At 74.0% G+C, this 20,432-nt stretch carries 14 protein-coding genes and 1 pseudogene; 10 read left to right on the forward strand and 5 right to left on the reverse strand.

The window, feature by feature from the left end; all coding sequences use genetic code 11:
- Positions 1-291 precede the first annotated feature (291 nt).
- Positions 292-1,860: a pectate lyase family protein gene (locus tag ACZ60W_RS19725; protein WP_469756603.1), complete on the forward strand. Its 1,569-nt coding sequence runs from the start codon at positions 292-294 to the stop codon at positions 1,858-1,860.
- A gap of 73 nt (positions 1,861-1,933) precedes the next feature.
- On the opposite strand, the gene ACZ60W_RS19730 is transcribed toward ACZ60W_RS19725, so the two are convergent.
- Both ACZ60W_RS19730 and ACZ60W_RS19735 read right to left on the reverse strand, forming a co-directional pair.
- The gene (locus tag ACZ60W_RS19730; protein ID WP_469756604.1) at positions 1,934-2,653 is read right to left on the reverse strand and encodes a TetR/AcrR family transcriptional regulator; all 720 of its coding nucleotides are present in this window, start codon (positions 2,651-2,653) and stop codon (positions 1,934-1,936) included.
- A 49-nt stretch (positions 2,654-2,702) separates the two neighbouring features.
- The gene (locus ACZ60W_RS19735; protein ID WP_469756605.1) at positions 2,703-4,277 is read right to left on the reverse strand and encodes an FAD-dependent monooxygenase; all 1,575 of its coding nucleotides are present in this window, start codon (positions 4,275-4,277) and stop codon (positions 2,703-2,705) included.
- Between the two features lie 259 nt (positions 4,278-4,536).
- Between ACZ60W_RS19735 and ACZ60W_RS19740 the strand changes: the two genes are divergently transcribed.
- From ACZ60W_RS19740 to ACZ60W_RS19760, 5 genes are all read left to right on the forward strand, one after another.
- Complete coding sequence (locus tag ACZ60W_RS19740; protein ID WP_469756673.1) at positions 4,537-5,232, forward strand: beta-glucanase; 696 nt, start codon at positions 4,537-4,539, stop codon at positions 5,230-5,232.
- A gap of 239 nt (positions 5,233-5,471) precedes the next feature.
- The gene (locus ACZ60W_RS19745; protein WP_469756606.1) at positions 5,472-6,398 is read left to right on the forward strand and encodes an adenosine kinase; all 927 of its coding nucleotides are present in this window, start codon (positions 5,472-5,474) and stop codon (positions 6,396-6,398) included.
- Positions 6,395-7,918, forward strand: coding sequence for a GMC family oxidoreductase (locus tag ACZ60W_RS19750; protein WP_469756607.1), 1,524 nt, complete (start codon positions 6,395-6,397; stop codon positions 7,916-7,918). Before ACZ60W_RS19745 ends, ACZ60W_RS19750 begins: the two co-directional genes overlap by 4 nt.
- A complete protein-coding gene (locus ACZ60W_RS19755; protein WP_469756608.1) occupies positions 7,915-8,865 on the forward strand; it encodes an aldo/keto reductase in 951 nt (316 codons plus the stop codon). The genes ACZ60W_RS19750 and ACZ60W_RS19755 overlap by 4 nt, the downstream gene beginning before the upstream one ends.
- Positions 8,866-8,936: 71 nt before the next feature.
- Entirely contained in the window at positions 8,937-10,985 is a 2,049-nt protein-coding gene (locus ACZ60W_RS19760) for a radical SAM protein (protein WP_469756609.1), read from the forward strand.
- An 80-nt stretch (positions 10,986-11,065) separates the two neighbouring features.
- Here the strand turns inward: ACZ60W_RS19760 and ACZ60W_RS19765 are convergent.
- The 3 genes and pseudogenes from ACZ60W_RS19765 to ACZ60W_RS19775 all read right to left on the reverse strand — a co-directional run.
- Positions 11,066-14,164: pseudogene (locus tag ACZ60W_RS19765) on the reverse strand (alpha-amylase family glycosyl hydrolase); the annotation flags it as partial.
- 70 nt (positions 14,165-14,234) lie between these two features.
- The gene (rfbB, locus tag ACZ60W_RS19770; RefSeq protein ID WP_469756610.1) at positions 14,235-15,203 is read right to left on the reverse strand and encodes a dTDP-glucose 4,6-dehydratase; all 969 of its coding nucleotides are present in this window, start codon (positions 15,201-15,203) and stop codon (positions 14,235-14,237) included.
- A complete protein-coding gene (locus tag ACZ60W_RS19775) occupies positions 15,200-16,264 on the reverse strand; it encodes a glucose-1-phosphate thymidylyltransferase (protein WP_469756611.1) in 1,065 nt (354 codons plus the stop codon). Before ACZ60W_RS19775 ends, rfbB begins: the two co-directional genes overlap by 4 nt.
- A 239-nt stretch (positions 16,265-16,503) precedes the next feature.
- Between ACZ60W_RS19775 and ACZ60W_RS19780 the strand changes: the two genes are divergently transcribed.
- From ACZ60W_RS19780 to ACZ60W_RS19795, 4 genes are read left to right on the forward strand one after another with little or no spacing between them, the layout of a single operon-like run.
- Complete coding sequence (locus tag ACZ60W_RS19780; protein ID WP_469756612.1) at positions 16,504-17,793, forward strand: aspartate aminotransferase family protein; 1,290 nt, start codon at positions 16,504-16,506, stop codon at positions 17,791-17,793.
- A complete protein-coding gene (locus tag ACZ60W_RS19785) occupies positions 17,790-18,815 on the forward strand; it encodes an ABC transporter ATP-binding protein (RefSeq protein WP_469756613.1) in 1,026 nt (341 codons plus the stop codon). Before ACZ60W_RS19780 ends, ACZ60W_RS19785 begins: the two co-directional genes overlap by 4 nt.
- Positions 18,812-19,627 carry an ABC transporter permease gene (locus tag ACZ60W_RS19790; protein WP_469756614.1) on the forward strand — a complete coding sequence of 272 codons (816 nt, stop codon included), beginning with the start codon at positions 18,812-18,814 and terminating at the stop codon, positions 19,625-19,627. The genes ACZ60W_RS19785 and ACZ60W_RS19790 overlap by 4 nt, the downstream gene beginning before the upstream one ends.
- Positions 19,624-20,424 (forward strand): ABC transporter permease, encoded by an 801-nt coding sequence (locus ACZ60W_RS19795; protein WP_469756615.1) that lies wholly within the window; start codon positions 19,624-19,626, stop codon positions 20,422-20,424. The genes ACZ60W_RS19790 and ACZ60W_RS19795 overlap by 4 nt, the downstream gene beginning before the upstream one ends.
- Positions 20,425-20,432 lie beyond the last annotated feature (8 nt).

A 20,432-nucleotide genomic window follows, 5' to 3' on the forward strand; every position in this document is an offset into this window, starting at 1 on the left:
AGTGGGGAGGGTGCCCCCCCCCCCCGACCCCCCCCCCCCCCCCCCTCCCCCTCCCCCCCCCCCCCCCCCCCCCCCCCGCCCCCCGGTCCCGACGCGTCGGCCGGACCTCCGGGGCTCCTCACCCCCGCTCTCAACTCCCTTGCAGCAGAGGGAGGTCGGGGGTCCCGCAGCGACGATCTTCGGCACAATTCCGCCACATCGCGGAGCCTTGCCAGCCGGGAACGGGCGCCCCTATGGTCGCGGACAGAAAGCGCTTTCTCCATTCCGTTCCCCACGAGAAGGAAGGCGAGGATGAGACGACCAGTCGCGCCGCGGCTCCACGCGGCACTCGCGACGATGGCCCTCGCGGTCGCGACCGGTGCGGTCCTGACGATGCCCCAGGCATCGGCGGCGACCGGAGGCGTCACCGGTTACGCGACCCAGAACGGCGGCACCACGGGCGGCGCGGGCGGCATCACCGTCCGGGCCACCACGGGCACCGCGATCCACGAAGCCCTGTGCGGCCGGGCCGACAGCGGCACACCGATCACCATCGAGGTGGAAGGGACCGTCGACCACGCCAACACCGCGAAGGTGTCGGGCGGCAGCTGCAACACGGCCGCCGGCGTGATCGAGCTGAAGCAGATCAGCAACGTGACCATCGTCGGCGTCGGCGCCGGCGCCGTCTTCGACCAGGTGGGCATCCACCTGCGCGAGGCGAGCAACATCGTCATCCGCAACGTGACCGTCAGGAACGTCAAGAAGTCCGGCTCCCCCACGTCCAACGGCGGCGACGCCATCGGCATGGAGAGCACCGTCCGCAACGTCTGGGTCGACCACACCACCCTGGAGGCGTCCGGCGGCGAGTCCGAGGGCTTCGACGGCCTCTTCGACATGAAGGACGACACCCGGTACGTGACCCTGTCCTACAGCATTCTGCGTAACTCCGGCCGAGGCGGCCTCGTCGGCTCCAGTGAGACCGACCTGTCGAACAGCTTCATCACCTACCACCACAACCTGTACGAGAACATCGACTCCCGCGCCCCGCTGCTGCGCGGCGGCGTCGCCCACATGTACAACAACCACTACCTGAACCTGAACGAGTCCGGCATCAACGCGCGGGCCGGTGCCCGCGCCAGGGTGGACGCCAACTACTTCGAGGACTCCAAGGACGTCCTGGGCACCTTCTACACCGACGCCGCCGGATACTGGCAGGTCAGCGGCAACATCTACGACAACGTCACCTGGTCCGCCCGCGGTGCGGAGAACAACCCGGCGGGCCCCGACCCCCAGTCCACCACGACCGTCGCCCTCCCCTACGGCTTCACCGCGGACGCGGCGGGCTGCGTGCCGGACGTCGTCGGCAGGACGGCCGGCGCCGGCAAGGGCCTGCTGGTCTCCGACGGCGCCTGCTCGCCCCAGACGCCGAGCCCGACGCCGACCGCCCCGACCCCGACCCCGACCCCGACCCCGACGCCCACCACTCCCACGACGCCGCCCACCACCGCTCCGCCCGGCGGGACCAACCTCAGCATCGGTGCCGGATCGGACGGCTCCGGCAAGGCCGACGGCACGAGTTACGGTGACGTGCGGGACGGCGTCCTGAGCACCTTCTGGTCGCCGCCCGGCGCGACCGGTTCCGTCTCGATCAAGTGGGGCTCCCCCACCGCCGTGTCCTCCGTCGTCGTCAGGGAGCCGTCCGGCGCGGCGGGCCGCATCGGCTCCTGGCGGCTCCTCGACGCCGGCACGGGGAGCGTCCTCGCCTCGGGCAGCGGAGCGGGGGTGATCACCTTCGCCCGGACGACCCTGAGCAAGATCACCTTCGAGATCACCGGATCGACCGGCGCCCCGCGGGTCGCGGAGTTCGAGACGTACGCCTGACCGCGGCACGACCAGGCGGCCCGCCGGACCCGGCTTCCCCCGGTCCGGCGGGCACCGGCGCGTCAGCGGCCGCTCAGGGGTGCAGGCGGGTGAGGCCGTGGACCAGGAGGCCGAGTCCGAAGGCGAACTCCTCGTCGGCGGAGACCGAGGTGAGGGAGCGCGCGGCCTGGAGGAGGGAGGGGTACGCGGCCGGGTCGAGCCCCCGGTAGAAGGCGGCGAGCCGGGGCCCGTCGTCGGGCGCGGCGGCGGGGCCGTACTGCTGGGCCGTGAACCCGATGACGTAGTGGGTGACCGCGGTGAAGGCGCGGGCGGCGAGGTCCGCCGGGAGGCCGTGGGCGAGGAGCGCGCCGAGGACGCGCTCGCGCTGGGCCAGGCCGTGCGGGCCGACGGGGACCTGGGCCATGAGCGCCGGCAGGACGTGCGGGTGGCGGCGCAGGACGTCGTGGAAGCGGTGGGCCGTGACGGTGAGCACCGCGCACCAGTCGGCCAGGCCGGCGAGGTCGTCCAGGACGGGTTCTCCGAGGACGCGGTCGACGACGTAAGCGAGGATCTCGTCCTTGCCCTCGAAGTGCCGGTAGAGGGTGGCGGTGCCGGAGTTCAGGGCGTCGGCGAGCAGGCGCAGGGAGAACGCCTGGGTTCCGTGCGCGTCGACGAGGCGCAGGGCGGTGTCGACGATGCGGGCGGTGTCGAGGGAGGGGCGGCCACGGCGCCGCTCCGCGACGGGAGCGGGCGCGGCAGCGTGGCGTGCGGCCCACCAGGCGGGGCTGCCGGGGGGCGGCGTGGTGGCGGCCATGGGGCGTGGCTCTCTCTCGCTGCGCGGGGGACGCCCGGGGCCGTGCGGGCTACCGGCGGCCCTCGGGGGTGGCGTGGACACGGTACCCGTCGGGGGCGGGCGGCCCGAACAGGGCGGGGAGCCGCACGTCCCCGGTCCCGTCGACGGGGGCGACGGCGCCGACGTGGCCGTCCGGGCGGACGAGCAGGACGGTGTCGCGGGTGATGCCGTACGCGGCGAGCAGGGCCTTCTCCTCCGGGGTGCGGGGTGTGGTGCGGGTCAGGACGGTGTGGCGGACCAGGGGTGCGCCGGCGGCCGGCCAGGGCAGGCGTCGGAGGGCGGCGGCGGCGCGGCCGCCGAAGGCGAGGGCGGTGAAGTGCGGGCCCCGGTAGAGGTCGAAGAGCCGGCGCGCGGTGGGCGTGGGGTGGGGCAGGGGTGCGTCGGGGGCCCGGTCGCCGCCGCGGAGGGTGGTGGTGCGGGGGGCCTCGGCCGGTGCGAGGGGTCCGCCGAAGTAGGAGATGTCCAGCTGGTGTTCACTGTGGCCGCGGGTGAGCCGGCCGGGCCGGGGCCGGCGGAGGCCGGCGTGGAGCTCGGTCGAGCGGCCGAGGACCCGGGCGGCGACGGGACGGCGTTCGGCCTCGTAGCCGTCGAGGAGGGCGTCCGCGGCGCCGGCGAGGACCTGCTGGAGTTTCCAGCCGAGGTTGTGGGCGTCCTGGACACCGGTGTTGAGGCCCTGGGCGCCCGCGGGGGTGTGGACGTGGGCGGCGTCGCCGCACAGCAGGAGGCGCCCGTGCCGGTAGCGGGCGGCGAGGCGCACGTTGGGGCGGAAGACCGAGGTCCATCCGATGTCGCGCAGGGCGAGGGAGCGGCCGACGCGGCGGCGGAAGAGGGCGGCGAGGGCGGGGCCGGTGAGGTCGGCGGCGGTGCCGGCCTCCCCGGGCCGCACCTTGATCATGATCTGGAAGCGGTCGCCGCCGGGCAGCGGGCAGGCGGCGACGGCCCGGCCGCGCGTGCGGGGCCAGACGTGCCAGCGGTCGCGGGAGAGTCCGTCGACGGCGGCGTCGACGAGGATCATCCGGTCGGTCTCGTCGGTGGAGCCTTCGAAGGCGATGCCCGCCGCCTTGCGCACGGTGCTGGAGCCGCCGTCGGCGCCGACGACGTAGCGGCCGGTGAGCCGCCGGCCGTCGGCGAGTCGGACCGCGGCGTGGTCGTCCTCCTGGGTGACCGCGACGACGCGCGCGCCGTATTCGACTCCCGCGCCCAGGTGTTCGACGGCGGCGCGGAGGAGTCCGGCGGTGGCGTCCTGCGGGAGGAGGAGGACGTCGGGGTACGGCGTGCCCGCGGACGCCGGGGCGGTGGCGTGCATCTGCCAGGTGGCGGTGAAGGGGCCGAGGTGGAGGCCCATCAGAGGGTAGGCGCCGCCGGCCGCGAGGGCGGCGCCGGCGAGGCCGAGGTCGTCGAGGACCTCCAGGGTGCGGGGCTGGACGCCCTTGGCCCGGGACCCCTGGACCCGGGCCCCGTCGCGTTCCAGGAGCCGTACGGGGACGCCGCGTCGGGCGAGGTCGAGGGTGAGGGCGAGCCCGACGGGTCCGGCGCCGACGACGATCACGTCGGTGTCGGTTCCGCTGGTGGCCTGTGCGTTCATCGCGCTCCCCTCGTCGGCCCCGGGGAGGGGAGCCGCATCATTAATGGATACACCGTAACCGAAATATGCGAGGGGTGACACGGCTCTCCTCCGGTGACGACTTGTCGCCACATACGGATGAACACCTTCCGCACCGGGCAAGGTGGGGCAGATCGCCCGCGGGCGAGGGACGCCCGCACGAAAGGAGCGTGCCGTGCTGAACGACCTCTTCGACCGGCTCCTGCGACGGGGCGCCCGCGCCCCCGAAGGGGCCGCGGCCATCCCCGAACAGCAGCCGGGGGACCTCGTGCTCGACGCGGACTTCGCCTCGGCCTCCCAGTGGCTCGCGGGCCACTCCTGGGCCTATCCCGACGGCGGACCGACCAACCACGGCGACAACAAGCTCGACCACCTGGTCGAGGACCCGTCGTACAGCCGCACCGGCGTCTTCCGGGCGACCCGCCGCACCGACGGCGACTGGAACGCCGGACTGCTCACCACGGAGGGCAGCCCCGAGGGCTTCCTGGTGCGCACCGGCGACATCCTCGTGGCGCGGGTGCGGCTGCCCGTCGAGACGGGCGCGTGGCCGGCGATCTGGACCTGGCTCGACGGCGGGCAGGAGATCGACGTCTTCGAGTACCACCCCGACAACCCCGACCTGCTCGAACTCTCCAACCGGGTCCGCGGCCGCTACCACTACTACCGGAACCCGGCCATCCGGCCGGGGGCGTGGGTCGACCTGCGGATCGAGTTCGGCGCCCGCTCGGTCATCTGGTGGGTGAACGGGGTGCGGGCCTTCGACGACCGCCGCGGGGTCGGGCGCGGCTGGCGGGCCCACCTGATCGTCAACCTCTCGGTCTGCGCGGGGCGTTACCACCCGGCGCCCGCACCGACGACCTCGGAGATGTCGTACGAGGTGACGGGACTGAGGGTGTACCGGCCGCGCACCACCTTCCCGCCCCGGCGCACGACCTGACGACCGCCGGGCGGCCGGGCCGTCCGGCACCCGTCGGGCCCGGCGCACCTCCGGCGCCCCGCGGGAACCCGCTCCCGTGCACCTCCTGATGCGGCAACACCTTTCTGAAACATTCAGCAAGATCTTGCCGCCGACGTCGTCGACTGCTTAACTCGCCAGCGATCAGAGGTAGTTACCAGCCCCTCCGCACGCGTCCGCGGCGGGGCCGGACTCCTTCCCTCGCCACGAGAGGTGCAGCGATGAGCAGCGAGTACGACGTCCTCGTCCTGGGAGGCTCAGGCGTCGACACGATCGTGTACGTCCCCGAGCTCCCGCTTCCGTACGCCGACAGCTACATGATCCGGCCGGGCATCGAGACCCGCGCCGGGCAGACCGGCGACTTCGTGGCGCTCGGGCTGAGCGCACTGGGGCTGCGGACCCACCACCTCGACATGATCGGCGACGACCCGTCCGGCGACCTCCTGCGGGCCTTCCACCGCGACCGGGGCATCGGGTTCACCGAGGTGCCGCTGCCCGGAGGCACCAAGCGGGCCGTCAACCTCGTCGGTCCCGACGGCCGGCGGCTCTCGCTCTACGACGACAGCCGCTCGCAGGAGTCGGACCGACTGCCCGAGGCGCTCGTCTCCCGGCTGGCGGCCGCGAGCCGGCACGCGCACGTGTCCATCACCTATCCCTGCGCCTTCACCCTGCCGCTGCTGCACGAGGCCGGGCTCACCGTCTCCACCGACCTGCACAACTGGGACGGCGAGAACCCCTACCACGAGCCGTTCGCCCACGGCGCCGACATCGTCTTCGTCTCCACCACCGCCCTGACGGACCCGGAGAAGACCATGCGCCGGATCCTGGAGAAGGGCCGGGCCGAGGTCGTGGTCGCCACCGCGGGCGCCGAGGGCGCCTTCATGCTCAGCGCGGACGGGCTCGTCCACGTCCCGACCGTGCGGCCCCACGCACCGGTCGTCGACTCCAACGGCGCCGGCGACGCCTTCGCCTCCGGTTTCCTCTTCGGGCGTCTCACCGGCGAGCCCCTGGAGCGGTGCGCCCTCTACGGCGCGATCGCCGGCGCCTTCGCCTGCACCGTGCCCGCCACCGGCAGCGACGCCATCGACCGCGCCACCCTGCTGCGCGAGGCCGACGCGCCCACCGGCCGCGCGGAGGGCGGACGATGACGGACACGCCCCCGCGCGCCACGCCGTCCGTCGACGCGTACGACGTCCTCGTCCTCGGCGGCGGGGTCGCCGGCTGTGTGCTCGCCTCCCGGCTGAGCGAGGACGCCGGACGGACCGTCTGCCTGGTCGAGGCGGGCCCGGACTACGGCCCGCACCCCGGCGACTGGCCCCGCAAGCTGCTCGACGCCCACGCCCTCCCCCGCGACGACGTCTGGGAGCGGCACGCCCCCGTCCACCGCATCCGCGGCCGGGTCCTCGGCGGCTCCTCCTGCGTCAACGGCTGCTGGAACACCTGGGGTTCGACCGCCGACCACGAGGAGTGGGCCCGGGCGGGCGGTCCCCGCTGGAGCGCCGCCGCCATGGAGCCCTACCGCGACCGGGCCGTCCGCCGGATGGGGCTGCGCGAGGTGCCCGACGGCGAGCTGTCCGCCTGGAGCCGCGCCGCCCTCGACGCGGCCCGGGAACTCGGCTACCGGGAGGTCGACACGGCCCTGCCCGGCGCGCCCGGATACGGCACCCCGCTGCTCAACGCCGCGGACGGCCGGCGCTGGAACGCCGCCTTCGCCTACCTCGACCCCGCGACCCGCGCCCGCCCCCGCCTCACCGTCCTCGACGGCTCCACCGCCGACCGGCTGATCGTCCGCGCGGGGCGCGTCGACGGCGTCGTCGTCGACGGCCCGGGCGGACGCCGCACCCTCACCGCCGACCGGTACGTCGTGGCCTGCGGCACCTTCGGCTCACCCGCGCTCCTGATGCGCAGCGGGATCGGACCCGCCGACGCCCTGCGCCGGGCCGGTGTGACCCCGGCCGTGGACCTCCCCGGCGTGGGGGGCAACCTCAGCGACCAGCCGGGCGTGTTCCTGCCGCTGACGCCCACGCCGGAGCTGAACGCGGCGCTGGCCGAGAAGGACGCGCGGGGCGAGCTGTACGTCAGCCGCATGCTCGTCAGGGCGGCGAGCGAACACTGCCCCGAGGGCGCCTGGGACCTGCACCTGCTGCCCTCGGCGGGCGATCCGCTCTTCGGGTCGCTGCCGCCCGGCCAGTACGAGGCGGGCGTCTCCGCCTTCCTCATGAAGCCCCGCTCCAGGGGCTCCGTACGGCTGAGGTCGGCCGACCCCGCGGTCCCGCCGGAGATCGACCCCGGGTTCCTCTCCGACCCCGGCGGCCACGACCTGGCCGTGCTGCGCTCCGGACTCGCGGCCGCCCGCCGGCTGGCCGGGGCCACGGCCTTCCGGGGACTGGCCTCCGTCGCCCCCGGGACGCCGGCACACGCACGGCCCGAGGCGGAGCTGCGGGCCCGGCTCGGCACGTACTGGCACCCCGTCGGGACCTGCGCGATGGGCCCCGCGGACGACCCCGCCGCCGTGGTGGACGGGGAGGGCCGCGTCCACGGGACGGCGAACCTGCGGGTGGCCGACGCCTCCGTGCTGCCGACGGTGCCGGCGGCCAACACCCAGCTGCCGGTCCTCGCCCTCGCCGAACTGCTCGCGGACCTCCTCGCCGCGGAGCCGGCCGCGTGAGCGCCGCCGACGCCGCCGACGCCCCCCGGGCCCGCGTCCTCTACGGCTGCATGGGGCTGGGCGGCGGCTGGGACACCAGCCCCTACGGCCCCGCCGACATCGCCCACGCGGAGGCCGCCGTCGAGGCCGCCCTCGACTCCGGCATCACCGCCTTCGACCACGCCGACATCTACCGGCACGGGAAGTCCGAGGCCGTCTTCGGCGAGGTCCTGGCCCGCGCCCCGGAGCTGCGCGAGCGGATCACGCTGCAGACCAAGTGCGGCATCCGCCTCCCGGAGGGAGGCCGGCCGGGCCGCTACGACCTGCGGGGCCCGTCGATCGTCCGGTGTGTGGAGGAGAGCCTGGCCCGGCTGCGCACCGACGTGCTCGACGTCCTGCTGCTGCACCGGCCCGACCCGCTGGCCGACCCCGAGGAGATCGCCGCCGCCCTCACCTCCCTGCACCGCCAGGGCCTCGTGCGGCACTTCGGGGTGTCCAACATGAGCGCACCCCAGATCGCACGCCTCCAGGCCCCCCTCGCCCTGCCCCTGACCGTCAACCAGCTGGAGATGAGCCTGCACCGGCGCGACTGGGTCGAGGAGGGCGTGCTCGTCAACACGGCGGCGGGCGCCGCGGTCGGCTACCCCGCCGGGACGACCGAGTACTGCCTGGAGCGGGGCATCCGCCTCCAGGCCTGGGGCGCGCTGGCCGGGGGCCGCTTCGCCGACCCGGAGGCCACGCCGGCCGGGCGGCTCGTGCACGCACTGGCCCGGCGCAAGTGCACCACCCCGGAGACCGTGCTGCTGTGGTGGCTCCGCCGCCACCCCGCCGGGATCGCGCCGGTCATCGGGACCACGCGGCCCGCCCGCATCCGGGCCTGCCGGGACGCCGTGACGTCCGCGCCCCGCCTCGACCACGAGGAGTGGTACGCGCTGTGGACGGCCGCGCGGGGTGCCCCGCTGCCGTGAGGCACGGACCCCCTTCCCCCGCCGGGCGTGCGGACACCCGCCGCCCGGCCCCGCACCCCGTACGGAGCATCGTGACCCCCACCGCCCCCGCCGCCTCCTTCGAGTCGGCCCGGTTCTACATCACCTTCCGCTGCAACTCGCTGTGCGGCTACTGCAACGTCTGGCAGGACGACAAGTTCAAGGGGTACGAGGAGCTGACCCTGGAGGGCGGCCGCCGGATCCTGGACGAACTGCACGCGCTGGGCGTGCGCTACGTCGACTTCACCGGCGGCGAGCCCGTCCTGCACCCGCACATCGACGGCATCGTCCAGTACGCCAAGTCCCTCGGCATGACCGTCGAGATCACCAGCAACGGCATACGTTTCGCCCGGCACATCGACGCGATCGTCCCGCACGTCGACACCATGAACGTGTCGCTGGACACCCTGCGTCCCGAGCGCTACCGGGCGATCCGCGGCGTGCCGACCCTCGACCGGGCGCTCGACGTGATCCGCGGCATCGTGGCCTCCGGCTCGGGCAACCTCAAGCTCATCTGCGTGGTGACCCGCGAGAACGTCGACGAGGTCCCCGACCTGCTGCGCTTCGCGCAGGAGAACCGCGTCACCGTCTACTTCTCCACCATGTTCGAGTACTTCGACGAGCAGGACACCGTGCGGGACGTGCGCCGGACGGCTCGCAAGCTCAAGGTGATCGAGCAGAACGGCCGGCCCGTGGACTCCGGGCCCGCGTGCGGGAGCGCCGCGAATCCGCCCGCGCCGGCCGACGGCTCCGCGTCCGACATCCCCGACCTCCTCCTCGGCCTGCTCTACCGGCCGTTCACTCTGATCAACCTGCACTTCCGCAAGTACGTGGAGGCGCAGGACCCGACCGCGTCCACCCAGTGCTACGCCAACAAGCGCATCCTGACCGTCGGCCCCGACGGACGTCTGGTGCTGCCCTGCTACCACGCCTTCGACAACTCCGTCCTGTGGGACCGTCCGCTGGCGGAACTGGTGCGGGACGAGGAGTTCCTGCGGGTCAGGGACGAGGAGGTCGGCCACCGCCAGGAGTGCCGCGGCTGCACGGTCTTCCCGTACGTCGGGCTGTCCTTCAGCTACCGCTTCGACAAGGTCTTCCTGTACCAGGCGTTCTCCGAGGAGACGGCCAAGCTCAAGAGCCGGTTCACCGATCCGCTGCACCCCCGGATCGCCCCGGACTCCCCCGCGCTGCTGCGGGAGTTCGCGGCGCTGGAACGGTTCGTCGACGACGTGCTGCCGGTGCCCCGGCCGCCCCTGTCCGAGGACCACCTCTACCGCTTCGACATGACCGCGACGGGCGTCCGCACCGACCTCGCCGCCGGCGTGACGAGCCTGGAGGAGCTCCTCGCCGACCACGTGCGGGAGCAGTGCTGGGGCGTGCAGCGCTCCCCGCACACCTGGCTGCGGCTCGTCTACCGCGAACTGGTCCCGCTGCTGCGCGACCTCCGGGACGAGGGGCTGGTCGCGCCGGCCGCGTACGAGGGCGTGGTGGCGGGGCTGTACGCCCTCCAGCTCGCCTGGTGGCGGGCCTACCTCGGGCGCTACTTCCGCGGCGGGGCGTCCCTGGACACCGGGGAGGCGCTCGGCACCGTCACGGACTTCCTGTCCCGGACCACCGCGCTGCTGCCCGACGCCCCCGCGTCGGACCGCGTCCGGCAGATCCTGCTGCACGCGGGGTGCGTCCTCGCCCTCCCGCCGGCGCTCCTCGCCCCGCTCGCCGTCCACGCGCCGTTCCCCGAGGCGGACCTGCTGGCGAAGCACCTGCTGCTCGTCGCCCCCGACGAGGAGCTGGAGGCGTACGCGGAGCTGCTCCCGGAGCGGGCCGCCGCGCCGCTGCGTCCGCGCACCCCGCCCCGGGAGGACGCGGACCGCCTGGACGCCGTGGACGCCGCCCTCGACGGGCTCCTCGACGGCCCCGCCCTCGACGCGTCGTCCGTCCCCGGGCTGATCGCCGCCGTGCGCGCCCTGGCCGCGGACGCGTCCCCCGAGGAGCTCGCCGCCCGGCTCCTCGCCCGCGAGCTGCGGACGCCCGCCCTGGTCCGCGGGCGGGGCGGGGAACTGCGCCGGACCGAGGCGGCGCGGACCGGCGTCCTCCTCGGCTGATCCCTCCGCCGCCGACACGACGGTGCCCCTCCGGTCGAAGCCGGAGGGGCACCGTCGTGTCCGGGGCGTCAGCGGGAGGCGACGCCCGTCGCGGCGAGGAGCGCGCCGGCCGTGTTGCGCTGGGTGGCGACCAGGCGGCCCCGGAGCGCCTCGGCGACGCGGTCGCGGTCGCGGGGGTCGACGGTGAACGCCTGGCGGCCCGCGAGGTCCGGGTGGGCGGCCCGCTGCGCGTCCGTCAGGACCGCGGGGAGGAGGCGGAGCCAGCGCCCCTCGTCGGAGAGGGCACCGTCCTCGACGGTGATGTCGCCGGGGGCGTACACGAGCTGCTGGCTGGTGGCGGCGGAGGGCCGGACGTCCCAGACGACGGTGGTGGCGTCGATCCACCGGGCGTCGGTGCGGGAGAGGTCGAGCACGGGGGCGGTGCGGGCACCGGGGAGCAGGTAGTCGGTGGCGCCGCCGACGAGCCAGACCTCCTTGCCCAGGGCGGCGAAGTCCAGGGAGCGGTCGGCTGGTACGTCCTTCTCGTCGCCGCGGTGGACGATGTAGGCGAGCGAGGTGGCCCCCTCGGCGAGGGGCACCTCGTAGACCACGCCGTAGGCGTCGCGGCCGACGGGGGCGAGGGGCTCGGACCAGTCGGTGCCGGTGGCGGCCCCGGTCCAGGTGTGCAGGCCCCAGCCCGTGTAGTCGCCGTCGGGACGCCGGTAGTGGATCACCGCCTTCCTCTCGTCCTGGGGCGGGTAGACGCCGGCGGGGACCGTCTCGGACTGGCCGGCGGCCCCCTGTTCGATCCACACCTCGCCGGTGCGGCGGAGTTCCACGGTGCGCTCGGGTCCGTCCGCGATCCCGTCCTTGACGACGGTGTACGGCACGCCGGTGGCCGTGGGGTCGACCGCGACCCAGGCGAAGGCGCCGAAGGCGTCACGGCCGGTGAACGCGGCGGTCGTGGTGCCGGACGTCAGGTGCAGGCCGGTGTAGTCGCCGTCCGGGCGGCGGTAGTGGACGACGGCGTAGGCCCGTTCGAAGGCGCTGGGGCGGGAGGGGGCGGCGGGGCGCCCCGCGGTGGTCGAGGCGAGGTCGCCCGCCGTGCGGCCCCGGGGGTCCACCACCACCGCCTTGTAGCGCAGCGGTGTGCCCTCCCGCACGTCGGCGGGCAGGTGCTGGGTGACCTGGTAGGGGGCGTGGTCGGCGGAGCCCAGTACCGTCCAGGGGCCGTCGCCGACCTGGGCCGCGAACACCACGCGGTTCAGCTCTCCGGCGCCGACCTCGGCGGAGACCTCGACGTCGCCGGTGGCGCCCGCCGCGGGGGCGACCGCGGTGACGGTCGGCGCGGTGTGCGGGACGGGGGCGGGGCGGCGTGCTCGGAGGACGACGGAGGAGAGCGCCGGGACGGTCACGGTCAGCCGGCCGGAGCGGTCGCTGCGGAGGGGCTTCGTCGCGCCGTAGAGCGGGGTGAACTCGCTGCGCGGGGTGCCGGTGGGGACGGCGACGCTCCTCGGCGCGGTCGCGTTGTTGACGGCGACGAGGTACTCGGTGCGCTCGGCCGTGTCGATGCGCGAGTACGCGTACACGCCGGCGGTCCGGTCGGCGTGGCGCTCGATCTGGACGCCGTCGCGGAGCGCGGGGTGCTCCTTCGTCAGGCGGGAGAGGCGGGCGACGGCGCGGTAGAGGGGGTGGGTGGTGTCGTAGGCGTCGGTGGCGTGGGTGCGGGCGGTGCCGATCCGGTCGTCGTCGAGGTAGTCGGCGGCCTGCGAGGCGAAGAGGGGCTGGCGGGCGTCCTTGTCGCCGCCGGCGCCGGTGAAGCCCTGCTCGTCGCCCGCGTAGACCACCGGGTTGCCCCGGGACAGGAACATCACCTCGTTCGCGAGGCGTGCGCGGCGGAGCAGTTCGGCGTCGTCGGCGCCCGGGTTGTCCTTGAGCAGGAAGCCCCCGATGCGGCCGATGTCGTGGTTGCCGAGGAAGGTCACCTGCTCGTAGGCGTTGGCCTTGTCGGTGGTGTACCGGTGGTCCTGGGCGAGGACCTTGGCGAGGCGGTCGGCGCCGGCGCCCTGGGAGGCGAAGGCGCGGGCGGCGTCCTGGAAGGGGAAGTCGAGGGTGGCGTCGAGCCGGCCGCGGGTGACGTAGGGGGCGGTGACGGACGGGTCGGCGGACATGACCTCGCCGAAGATGAGGAAGTCGGGGCGGCCCTTCTTCCTGGCGTAGGCGTCGAGGGCGGTGGCCCACTGGGTCCAGAACGCCATGTCGACGTTCTTGACGGTGTCGACGCGGAAGCCGTCGATGGCGAAGTCCTCCACCCAGCGCCGGTAGATGTCGGCGAGGCCGCGCACGACCTCGGGGCGTTCGGTCCAGAGGTCGTCGAGGCCGGTGTGGTCGCCTTGGAGTCCGCTCTCGCCGACGAAGGTGGAGTCGCCCCGGTTGTGGTACATCGTGGGGTCGTTGAGCCAGGCGGGCTTCTTGACGTCCCGTTCGGCGGCCGGGACGACCGGGGTGTAGGCGAAGCCCGCGGCGGTGACGGGCGCCGTCCCCGCGGTGTCGTCGAAGGGACGGCCTTCGCGGTCCAGGTAGGGGTAGGCGCCCTTGGAGCGGTAGCCTTGGGCGTTCTCGGCGCTGCGGATGACGTCGGCGGTGTGGTTGGTGATGACGTCGAAGAAGACCTTCATGCCCTTGGCGTGGGCGGCCGCGATCAGCTTCCTCAGGTCCTCGTTGGTCCCGAAGTGGGGGTCGACCTGGGTGAAGTCGGTGATCCAGTAGCCGTGGTAGCCGGCCGACGCGTCCTTGCCCGTGCCCTGTACCGGCTTGTTCCTGAAGATCGGCGCCATCCAGATGGCGGTGGTGCCCAGGCCCTTGATGTAGTCGAGCCGCCGGGTCAGGCCCTTCAGGTCACCGCCCTGGTAGAAGCCCTTGTCCGTGGGGTCGAAGCCGGTCTCCGTACGGCTGCCGGTCAGGCCGCCGCGGTCGTTGGACGCGTCGCCGTTGGCGAACCGGTCCGGCAGCACGAAGTAGAACTGCTCGCGGGTCAGATCGTGCCGGGCGGGGTGCGCGGCGAGCGTCCGGTCCGACGGCGGCGGCGGGGTGCGGTGCGCGGCCGACGCCGGGAGCTGCGCGGTCACGGCGGTCGCCGTCAGCGCGATCGCGGTGGCGAGGACGACGCGGGTGCCTCGGCGTCCGCGGGGGCGCACCACGCGTGCGGGGGTGTGTGCTCGGTTCACTGTCGGGGTCCCTTTCCCGGGAGGTGTCCGTGCGGCCGCGCGGTCACGGCGCGGGCACGGTGGCGGGGAGGCGGTCGGCGTACCAGCGGACGGTCTCGGCGAGGGCCCGGGCGAAGTCGGCGCGGGGCCGGTAGCCGAGTTCGCGGCGGATGCGGCCGTCGTCGACGGCGTAGCGCCGGTCGTGGCCCTTGCGGTCGGTCACGTGGGTGACGCGGTCGGCGTCCGCCCCGCACAGGTCGAGGAGCCGGTGGGTCAGCTGGAGGTTGGTGAGCGCCGTGCCGCCGCCGATGTTGTACACGCGGCCGGCCCGGCCGCCGGTGCGGACGAGTTCGATCGCGGCCACGTGGTCGTCGACGTGCAGCCAGTCGCGGACCTGGGAGCCGTCGCCGTAGAGCGGCAGGTCGCGGCCGGTGAGGAGGGCGGTGACGAACCGCGGGACGAGCTTCTCGGGGTACTGGCGGGGCCCGAAGTTGTTGGTGCACCGGGTGACGCGGACGTCGAGGCCGTGGGTGCGGTGGTGGGCGAGGGCGATCAGGTCGGCGGCCGCCTTGGAGGCCGCGTAGGGCGAGGTGGGCCGCAGCGGGTCGTCCTCCGTCGCGGCGCCGGTGGCGAGGGAGCCGTAGACCTCGTCGGTGGAGATCTGGACGTAGGTCGCGACGCCGTGGCGCAGGGCCGCGTCGAGCAGGACCTGGGTGCCCGTCACGTTGGTGCGGACGAAGGGCGATCCGTCCGCGATGGAGCGGTCGACGTGCGACTCCGCCGCGAAGTGGACGAGGTCGTCGTGGCCCGGTGCGACCCGGTCGACGAGGGGGACGTCGTCGACGGAGCCGTGCACGAAGCGGAACCGGGGGTCGCCGCTCACCGGGGCCAGGTGGTCGAGGCTGCCCGCGTAGGTGAGCCGGTCGAGGACGGTCACCTCGACGTCGGGCGGTCCTCCGGGGCCGAGCAGGTGGAGCACGTACGCCGAGCCGATGAATCCGGCGCCGCCGGTGATGAGGATGCGTCGTGTCATGGGTTGAGGTGCACCTTGCTGTGGTCGCCGATGACGAGGCGGTGGGCGTAGGGGAAGCGGGGGGCGGCGACGACGGCGCCGCGGCCGATGAAGGACCGCTCGATGCGGCCCGCGCGCTCCACGTCCGCCCCGTCGAGGAGCACCGACGCCTCGATGGAGCTGTCGCGCACCCGGCAGTTGGCGCCGATGGCGGTGTACGGACCGATCACGGCGTTGCTGATGACGCTGCCGGGGCCGATGATGACCGGTCCGGTGATCCGTGAGCCGCGGACCACGGCGCCCTCGGCGAGGCTGACCCGGCCGACGACGGCACTGTCCTCGTCGACCTTGCCGTCGAGGCGGCCGGTGAGGCCGTCCAGGACGTGGCGGTTGACCTCCAGCATGTCGTCGACGCTTCCGGTGTCCCGCCAGACGGAGGCGGTGTTCTCGGCCCGGACGGCTCGGCCCCGGGCGATGAGCCACTGGATGGCCGAGGTGATCTCCAGCTCGCCCCGGGCGGACGGCCGGATCGCGGCCACCGCCTCGTGCACCTCGGGCGTGAAGGCGTAGACGCCGATGAGGGCCAGGTCGCCGCGCGGGAAGGGGGGTTTCTCCTCGACGCGGGTGACGCGCCCGTCGCCGTCCACCTCCGCGACGCCGAAGGCGCTGGGGTCGGGGACGGAGGTGACGAGCAGGCGGGCGGCGGCGGGTTCGGCGGCCGCGCGGGCGACGAAGCCGCGGATGCCGTCCTGGAGGTAGTTGTCGCCGAGGTAGAGGAGGAAGTCGTCGTCGGCGAGGAACTCCCGTGCCGTGGCGACGGCGTGGGCGAGGCCGAGGGGCCGCTCCTGGCGGACGTAGGTGACGCGGAGTCCGAGGTCCGCGCCGTCACGGACCACGTGGCGGATGTCGTCCTCGTAGGCGCCGACGACGAGTCCCACGTCGCGGATGCCGGCGGCGGCGATGGCCTCCAGTCCGTAGCAGAGCACGGGTTTGTTGGCGATCGGCAGGAGCTGCTTGGTCCCGGAGTGGGTGAACGGGCGCAGTCGGCTGCCGGTTCCGCCGGCCAGGACCAGGGCTTTCACATCAGCTGCCTTCGGTCGGACGCGGTCCGGGGATGTCTGTGCACAGTCCCTCCTCGTGATCGAGGCATATGTCTGTGGTCGTACCGCCGAACTCAAGCAGAGCCGCGCGGCCCGTCGCAAGGCTGTTCTGAAAGTTTCTGCAATCTCTTGCTATCGGTCCCGCCCGGATGTTTCACTCGCCGTCGAATCGATCAACTGGCCGGAAATCCGCTTCAGTTCATCCACCACGGGGGGCACCGGTGACAGGTCACCAGCGACGGCAGCTGGTCAGGGAGGCACGGCACCTGGCACCGGGCGCCTCCGAGGAGGCGGCCCTCGGCCGACGCGTCTTCGCCTCGGGCCGCGGCGCGGTCCTCACCGACCTGGACGGCCACCAGTACATCGACTTCGCCGGCGGAACCCTCACCCAGTCCCTGGGCCACGGCCACCCCGAGGTCGTCGCCGCGCTGACCCGCCAGGCCGGCCTCCTGTGGAACGTCCACGACAGCGCCACACCCGAACGAGCCGACTTCCTGGAGCTGTTGGCGCGGCTGCTGCCCGAACACCTGGACACCTACGCGCTGTTCTCCACCGGCGCCGAGGTCGTCGAGGCCGCGCTGCGCGTCGTCCAGTCGACCGCCGCCCCCGGCCGCCACCGCGTCGGCGCCCTGCGCCACGGCTTCCACGGCAAGACCATGGGCTCCCGCATGCTGGTGCACTGGGACGTCGGCCACCAGTCCTTCGCCGGCAACAGCGTCCTCGGCTACGCCCCCTACTGCTACCGCTGTCCGCTGGAGCTGGAGTACCCCTCCTGCGACGTCCGCTGCGCCGCCCTGGTCGAGCGGCACATCGCCCGGAAGCCGAACGTCTCCGCCCTCGTCTTCGAACCCGTCCTCGGCGCGGCCGGGGTCATCGTGCCGCCCGCCGGGTACTGGGAGCGGATCTCGGCGGCGTGCCGGGAGGGCGGCGTGCTCCTCGTCGCCGACGAGGTGCTCACCGGCGGCGGGCGCACGGGGTCCTTCCTCGCCTCGGAGCGCGTCGGCGTCGAACCCGACCTCGTCGCGATGTCCAAGGGCATGGCGAACGGCTTCCCCTTCGCCGTGCTCGCCGGCCGCGGCGAGCTGCTGCGCGACCCCGCGGCCTCGCCGCCGGGGGCGTACGCCTCCACCTACGCCAACAACCCGCTGGGGATCGCCGCCGCCCGGGCGACCCTGGAGGTGGTCGAGCGCGACCACCTCGTCGAGCGGGTCCGGGTCCTCGGCGACCGGCTCGCCGAGCGGCTCTCCGCCCTGCACGCCCGGTTCGACGTCCTGGGCGACGTCCGGGGCCTCGGCCTGCTGCACGGCCTGGAGTTCGTGCGCGACCGCGCCTCGCGCACCCCCGCGCCCGAGGTCGCTCGGGCCGTGTACACCACCGCGCTCGACCTGGGCCTGCGCACCTCCGTCGGCGGTCACATCCTGCGCCTCGCACCGCCGTTCACGATGGACGAGGCACTTCTGGACGAAGGCGCCGACCTCCTCGAACGCGCCCTGGAGCAGGTGACCGCGTGATCGTCGCCGAGCACCTCACGAAGGAGTTCCGGCTGGTCGAGCGGCGGCCCGGGCTCCTCGGCAGCCTCGCCACCCTCTTCACCCGCGAACACCGCGTCGTGCGCGCCGTGGACGGCATCTCCTTCCACGTCCGCGCGGGCTCCAGGACCGCGTACATCGGCGCCAACGGGGCCGGGAAGTCGACCACCGTCAAGATGCTCACCGGCATCATGACGCCGACGTCGGGCCGGTGCCTCGTGAACGGCGTCGAGCCCTACCGGGACCGGCGCGCCAACGCCCGCAACATCGGCGTGGTGTTCGGCCAGCGCAGCCAGCTGTGGTGGGACCTGTCCGTGCCGGACTCCTTCCGGATCCTCCGCCGGATCTACGAGATCCCCGACGCCGTCTACCGGCGCAACCTGGCGCTCTACCGCGACCTGCTCGACATCGACGCCCTCGGGACCACCCCCGTACGCCAGTTGAGCCTCGGCCAGCGCATGCGCGCGGAGATCGCGGCCAGTCTGCTGCACGACCCCAAGGTCGTCTTCTGGGACGAGCCGACCATCGGCCTGGACATGGTCCTGAAGGAGGCGGTCCGCACCCTGATCAACCGGGCCAGCGCCGAGCTCGGCACGACCGTGCTGCTCACCAGCCACGACCTCGCCGACATCTCCGCCATCTGCGACGACGCCCTCGTCGTGGACGGCGGCCGGGTGGTGCACGAGGGCCCGCTCCACGAGCTGCTGCGCCGGGCCGACCGGCGCTCGGTCGTCTTCGACCACCGCGGCGGTCCGGCCGTCGAGGCCGCCGCGCTCCGCATCGAGGCCGGTCTGCCCGGAGCGACGGCCGGCGTCACCCCCGAGGGCCGCATCCGCGTCGACTATCCCGCCGGGGCGTTCACCTCCCGGCACGTGCTCGGCTTCCTCCTGGAGCACTTCGACCTCGCCGACTGCTACGCCCCGGAGCCCGACCTGGAGTCCGTGCTGCGCCAGACGTACCGGGGCGGCGGCGTCCCGGCCGCCCGGGACGGGGGCGTCCGGTGAGGCCGTCGCCCCGTGCCGGGACCTACCTGCCCTTCGCCACCAGCGGGCTGCAGTCCCTGCTCCAGTACCGCTCCACCTTCCTCGTCACCGGGGTGACCGCCGCGGCGGGCGCCGCCGTCACGGTCTTCCTGTGGCGGGCGGTGTACGCGGGGTCACCCGGCCCCGGGCCCGGCGGATTCACGCCGGAGAGCATCACCACCTACCTCGTCGTCGCGCAGGTGCTGGGCGTGCTCCACGCCAACCGGGTGGACGACGAGGTCGCGGCGGAGGTCTACCGGGGCGACATCGCGGTCATGCTGGTGCGCCCCGTCAGCTATCCGCTCGTCCGCTTCGCCGCCTGCCTGCCCGTCGTCGGCGCCAACGCCGTCCTGGTCGGCGCGCCGCTGCTGGTGCTCTTCGCCGTCCTGGTCCCCCTCACCACCCCCACCCCCCTCGACGCCGCGCTGTTCCTCGGCTCGACGCTGCTCTCGGCGGTCATCGCCTTCTGCGTGAACCTCCTCACGGGCATGGCCGGATTCGTCACCACCAACACCTGGGGCGTCCGGATGGTCAAGCAGGGGATCGTCGCCTTCTTCGCCGGCCAGATGGTCCCGCTGGCCCTGATGCCCGGCCCCCTGCACACGCTCGCCATGGTGCTGCCCTTCCGCGCCCTGGCCGACGGGCCGCTCACCCTGCTCCTCGGGCGGTACGAGGGAGCGGGCGGCGCCGCGGCGGTCCTCGGCCACCAGCTCCTCTGGTCCGCGGGGCTCGTCCTGCTGTGCGCCGCGCTGTGGCGGTCGGCCGCGGCCCGTCTGGAGGTGCTCGGCGGATGACGCGTTCCCTGCGCGGCCACGTGCGCCTCGCGTTCTTCCTCGGCGGGGTCGGCCTGCACCGGCTCACCGCCTACCGGCTCGACTTCGTCCTCGGCTCGGGGGCCTTCCTCGTCCGGGTCGGCCTCCAGACCGTCGCCGTGACGCTGGTCTTCACCCACGTCCCCGCCGTCGCAGGCTGGTCCTACCCCCAGGTCCTCTTCCTGCTCGGCTGCTCCCTGCTGCCGCGCGGCCTGGACCACCTCTTCACCGACCAGCTGTGGGAGCTGGGCCGCAAGCTGGTCCAGCGCGGCGAGTTCTACCGCTATCTGATCCGCCCGGTGGACCCGCTGTTCTCGCTCCTCTCGGAGCGCTTCTTCCACCCCGACGGGCTCGGCGAGATCGCCGTCGGCGCCGTGCTCGTGGTGGCGGCGGGGGCCGAGCTCGGCCTCGACCCCACCCCGGTCCAGTGGGCGCTCGTCCCGCTCATGATCCTGGCGGGCGCCCTCATCCACACCGCGGTGAAGCTGTTCTTCGCCTCGCTGTCCTTCTGGACGGTGACGTCCCTGCCGGCGATGCAGGCGGTCACCCAGGTCTCCGAGTTCGCCGGCTATCCGCTCGACCTCTACCACCCCTCGCTGCGGGGCCTGCTGACCTGGGTCCTGCCGTTCGCCTTCACGTCGTACGCGCCCGCGGTCTACCTGCTCCACGGCGACACGGACCTCGTCCGCTGGATGCCCGTGGTGACCGGCCTCGCGCTGCTCGCCGCGCTGGCCGTCTGGCGGCGCGGACTTTCCAGATACGAGATGACCGGGAGTTGAACCACCGC

It is taken from the genome of Streptomyces sp. NPDC104202 (assembly GCF_055584185.1).

Excerpts from the sequence above, each read along its gene's own strand:
- ACZ60W_RS19725 (WP_469756603.1), top strand. The coding sequence starts at position 292 with ATGAGACGACCAGTCGCGCCGCGGCTCCACGCGGCACTCGCGACGATG.
- ACZ60W_RS19730 (WP_469756604.1), bottom strand. The coding sequence starts at position 2,653 with ATGGCCGCCACCACGCCGCCCCCCGGCAGCCCCGCCTGGTGGGCCGCA.
- ACZ60W_RS19735 (WP_469756605.1), bottom strand. The coding sequence starts at position 4,277 with ATGAACGCACAGGCCACCAGCGGAACCGACACCGACGTGATCGTCGTC.
- ACZ60W_RS19745 (WP_469756606.1), top strand. The coding sequence starts at position 5,472 with ATGAGCAGCGAGTACGACGTCCTCGTCCTGGGAGGCTCAGGCGTCGAC.
- ACZ60W_RS19750 (WP_469756607.1), top strand. The coding sequence starts at position 6,395 with ATGACGGACACGCCCCCGCGCGCCACGCCGTCCGTCGACGCGTACGAC.
- rfbB (WP_469756610.1), bottom strand. The coding sequence starts at position 15,203 with ATGACACGACGCATCCTCATCACCGGCGGCGCCGGATTCATCGGCTCG.
- ACZ60W_RS19795 (WP_469756615.1), top strand. The coding sequence starts at position 19,624 with ATGACGCGTTCCCTGCGCGGCCACGTGCGCCTCGCGTTCTTCCTCGGC.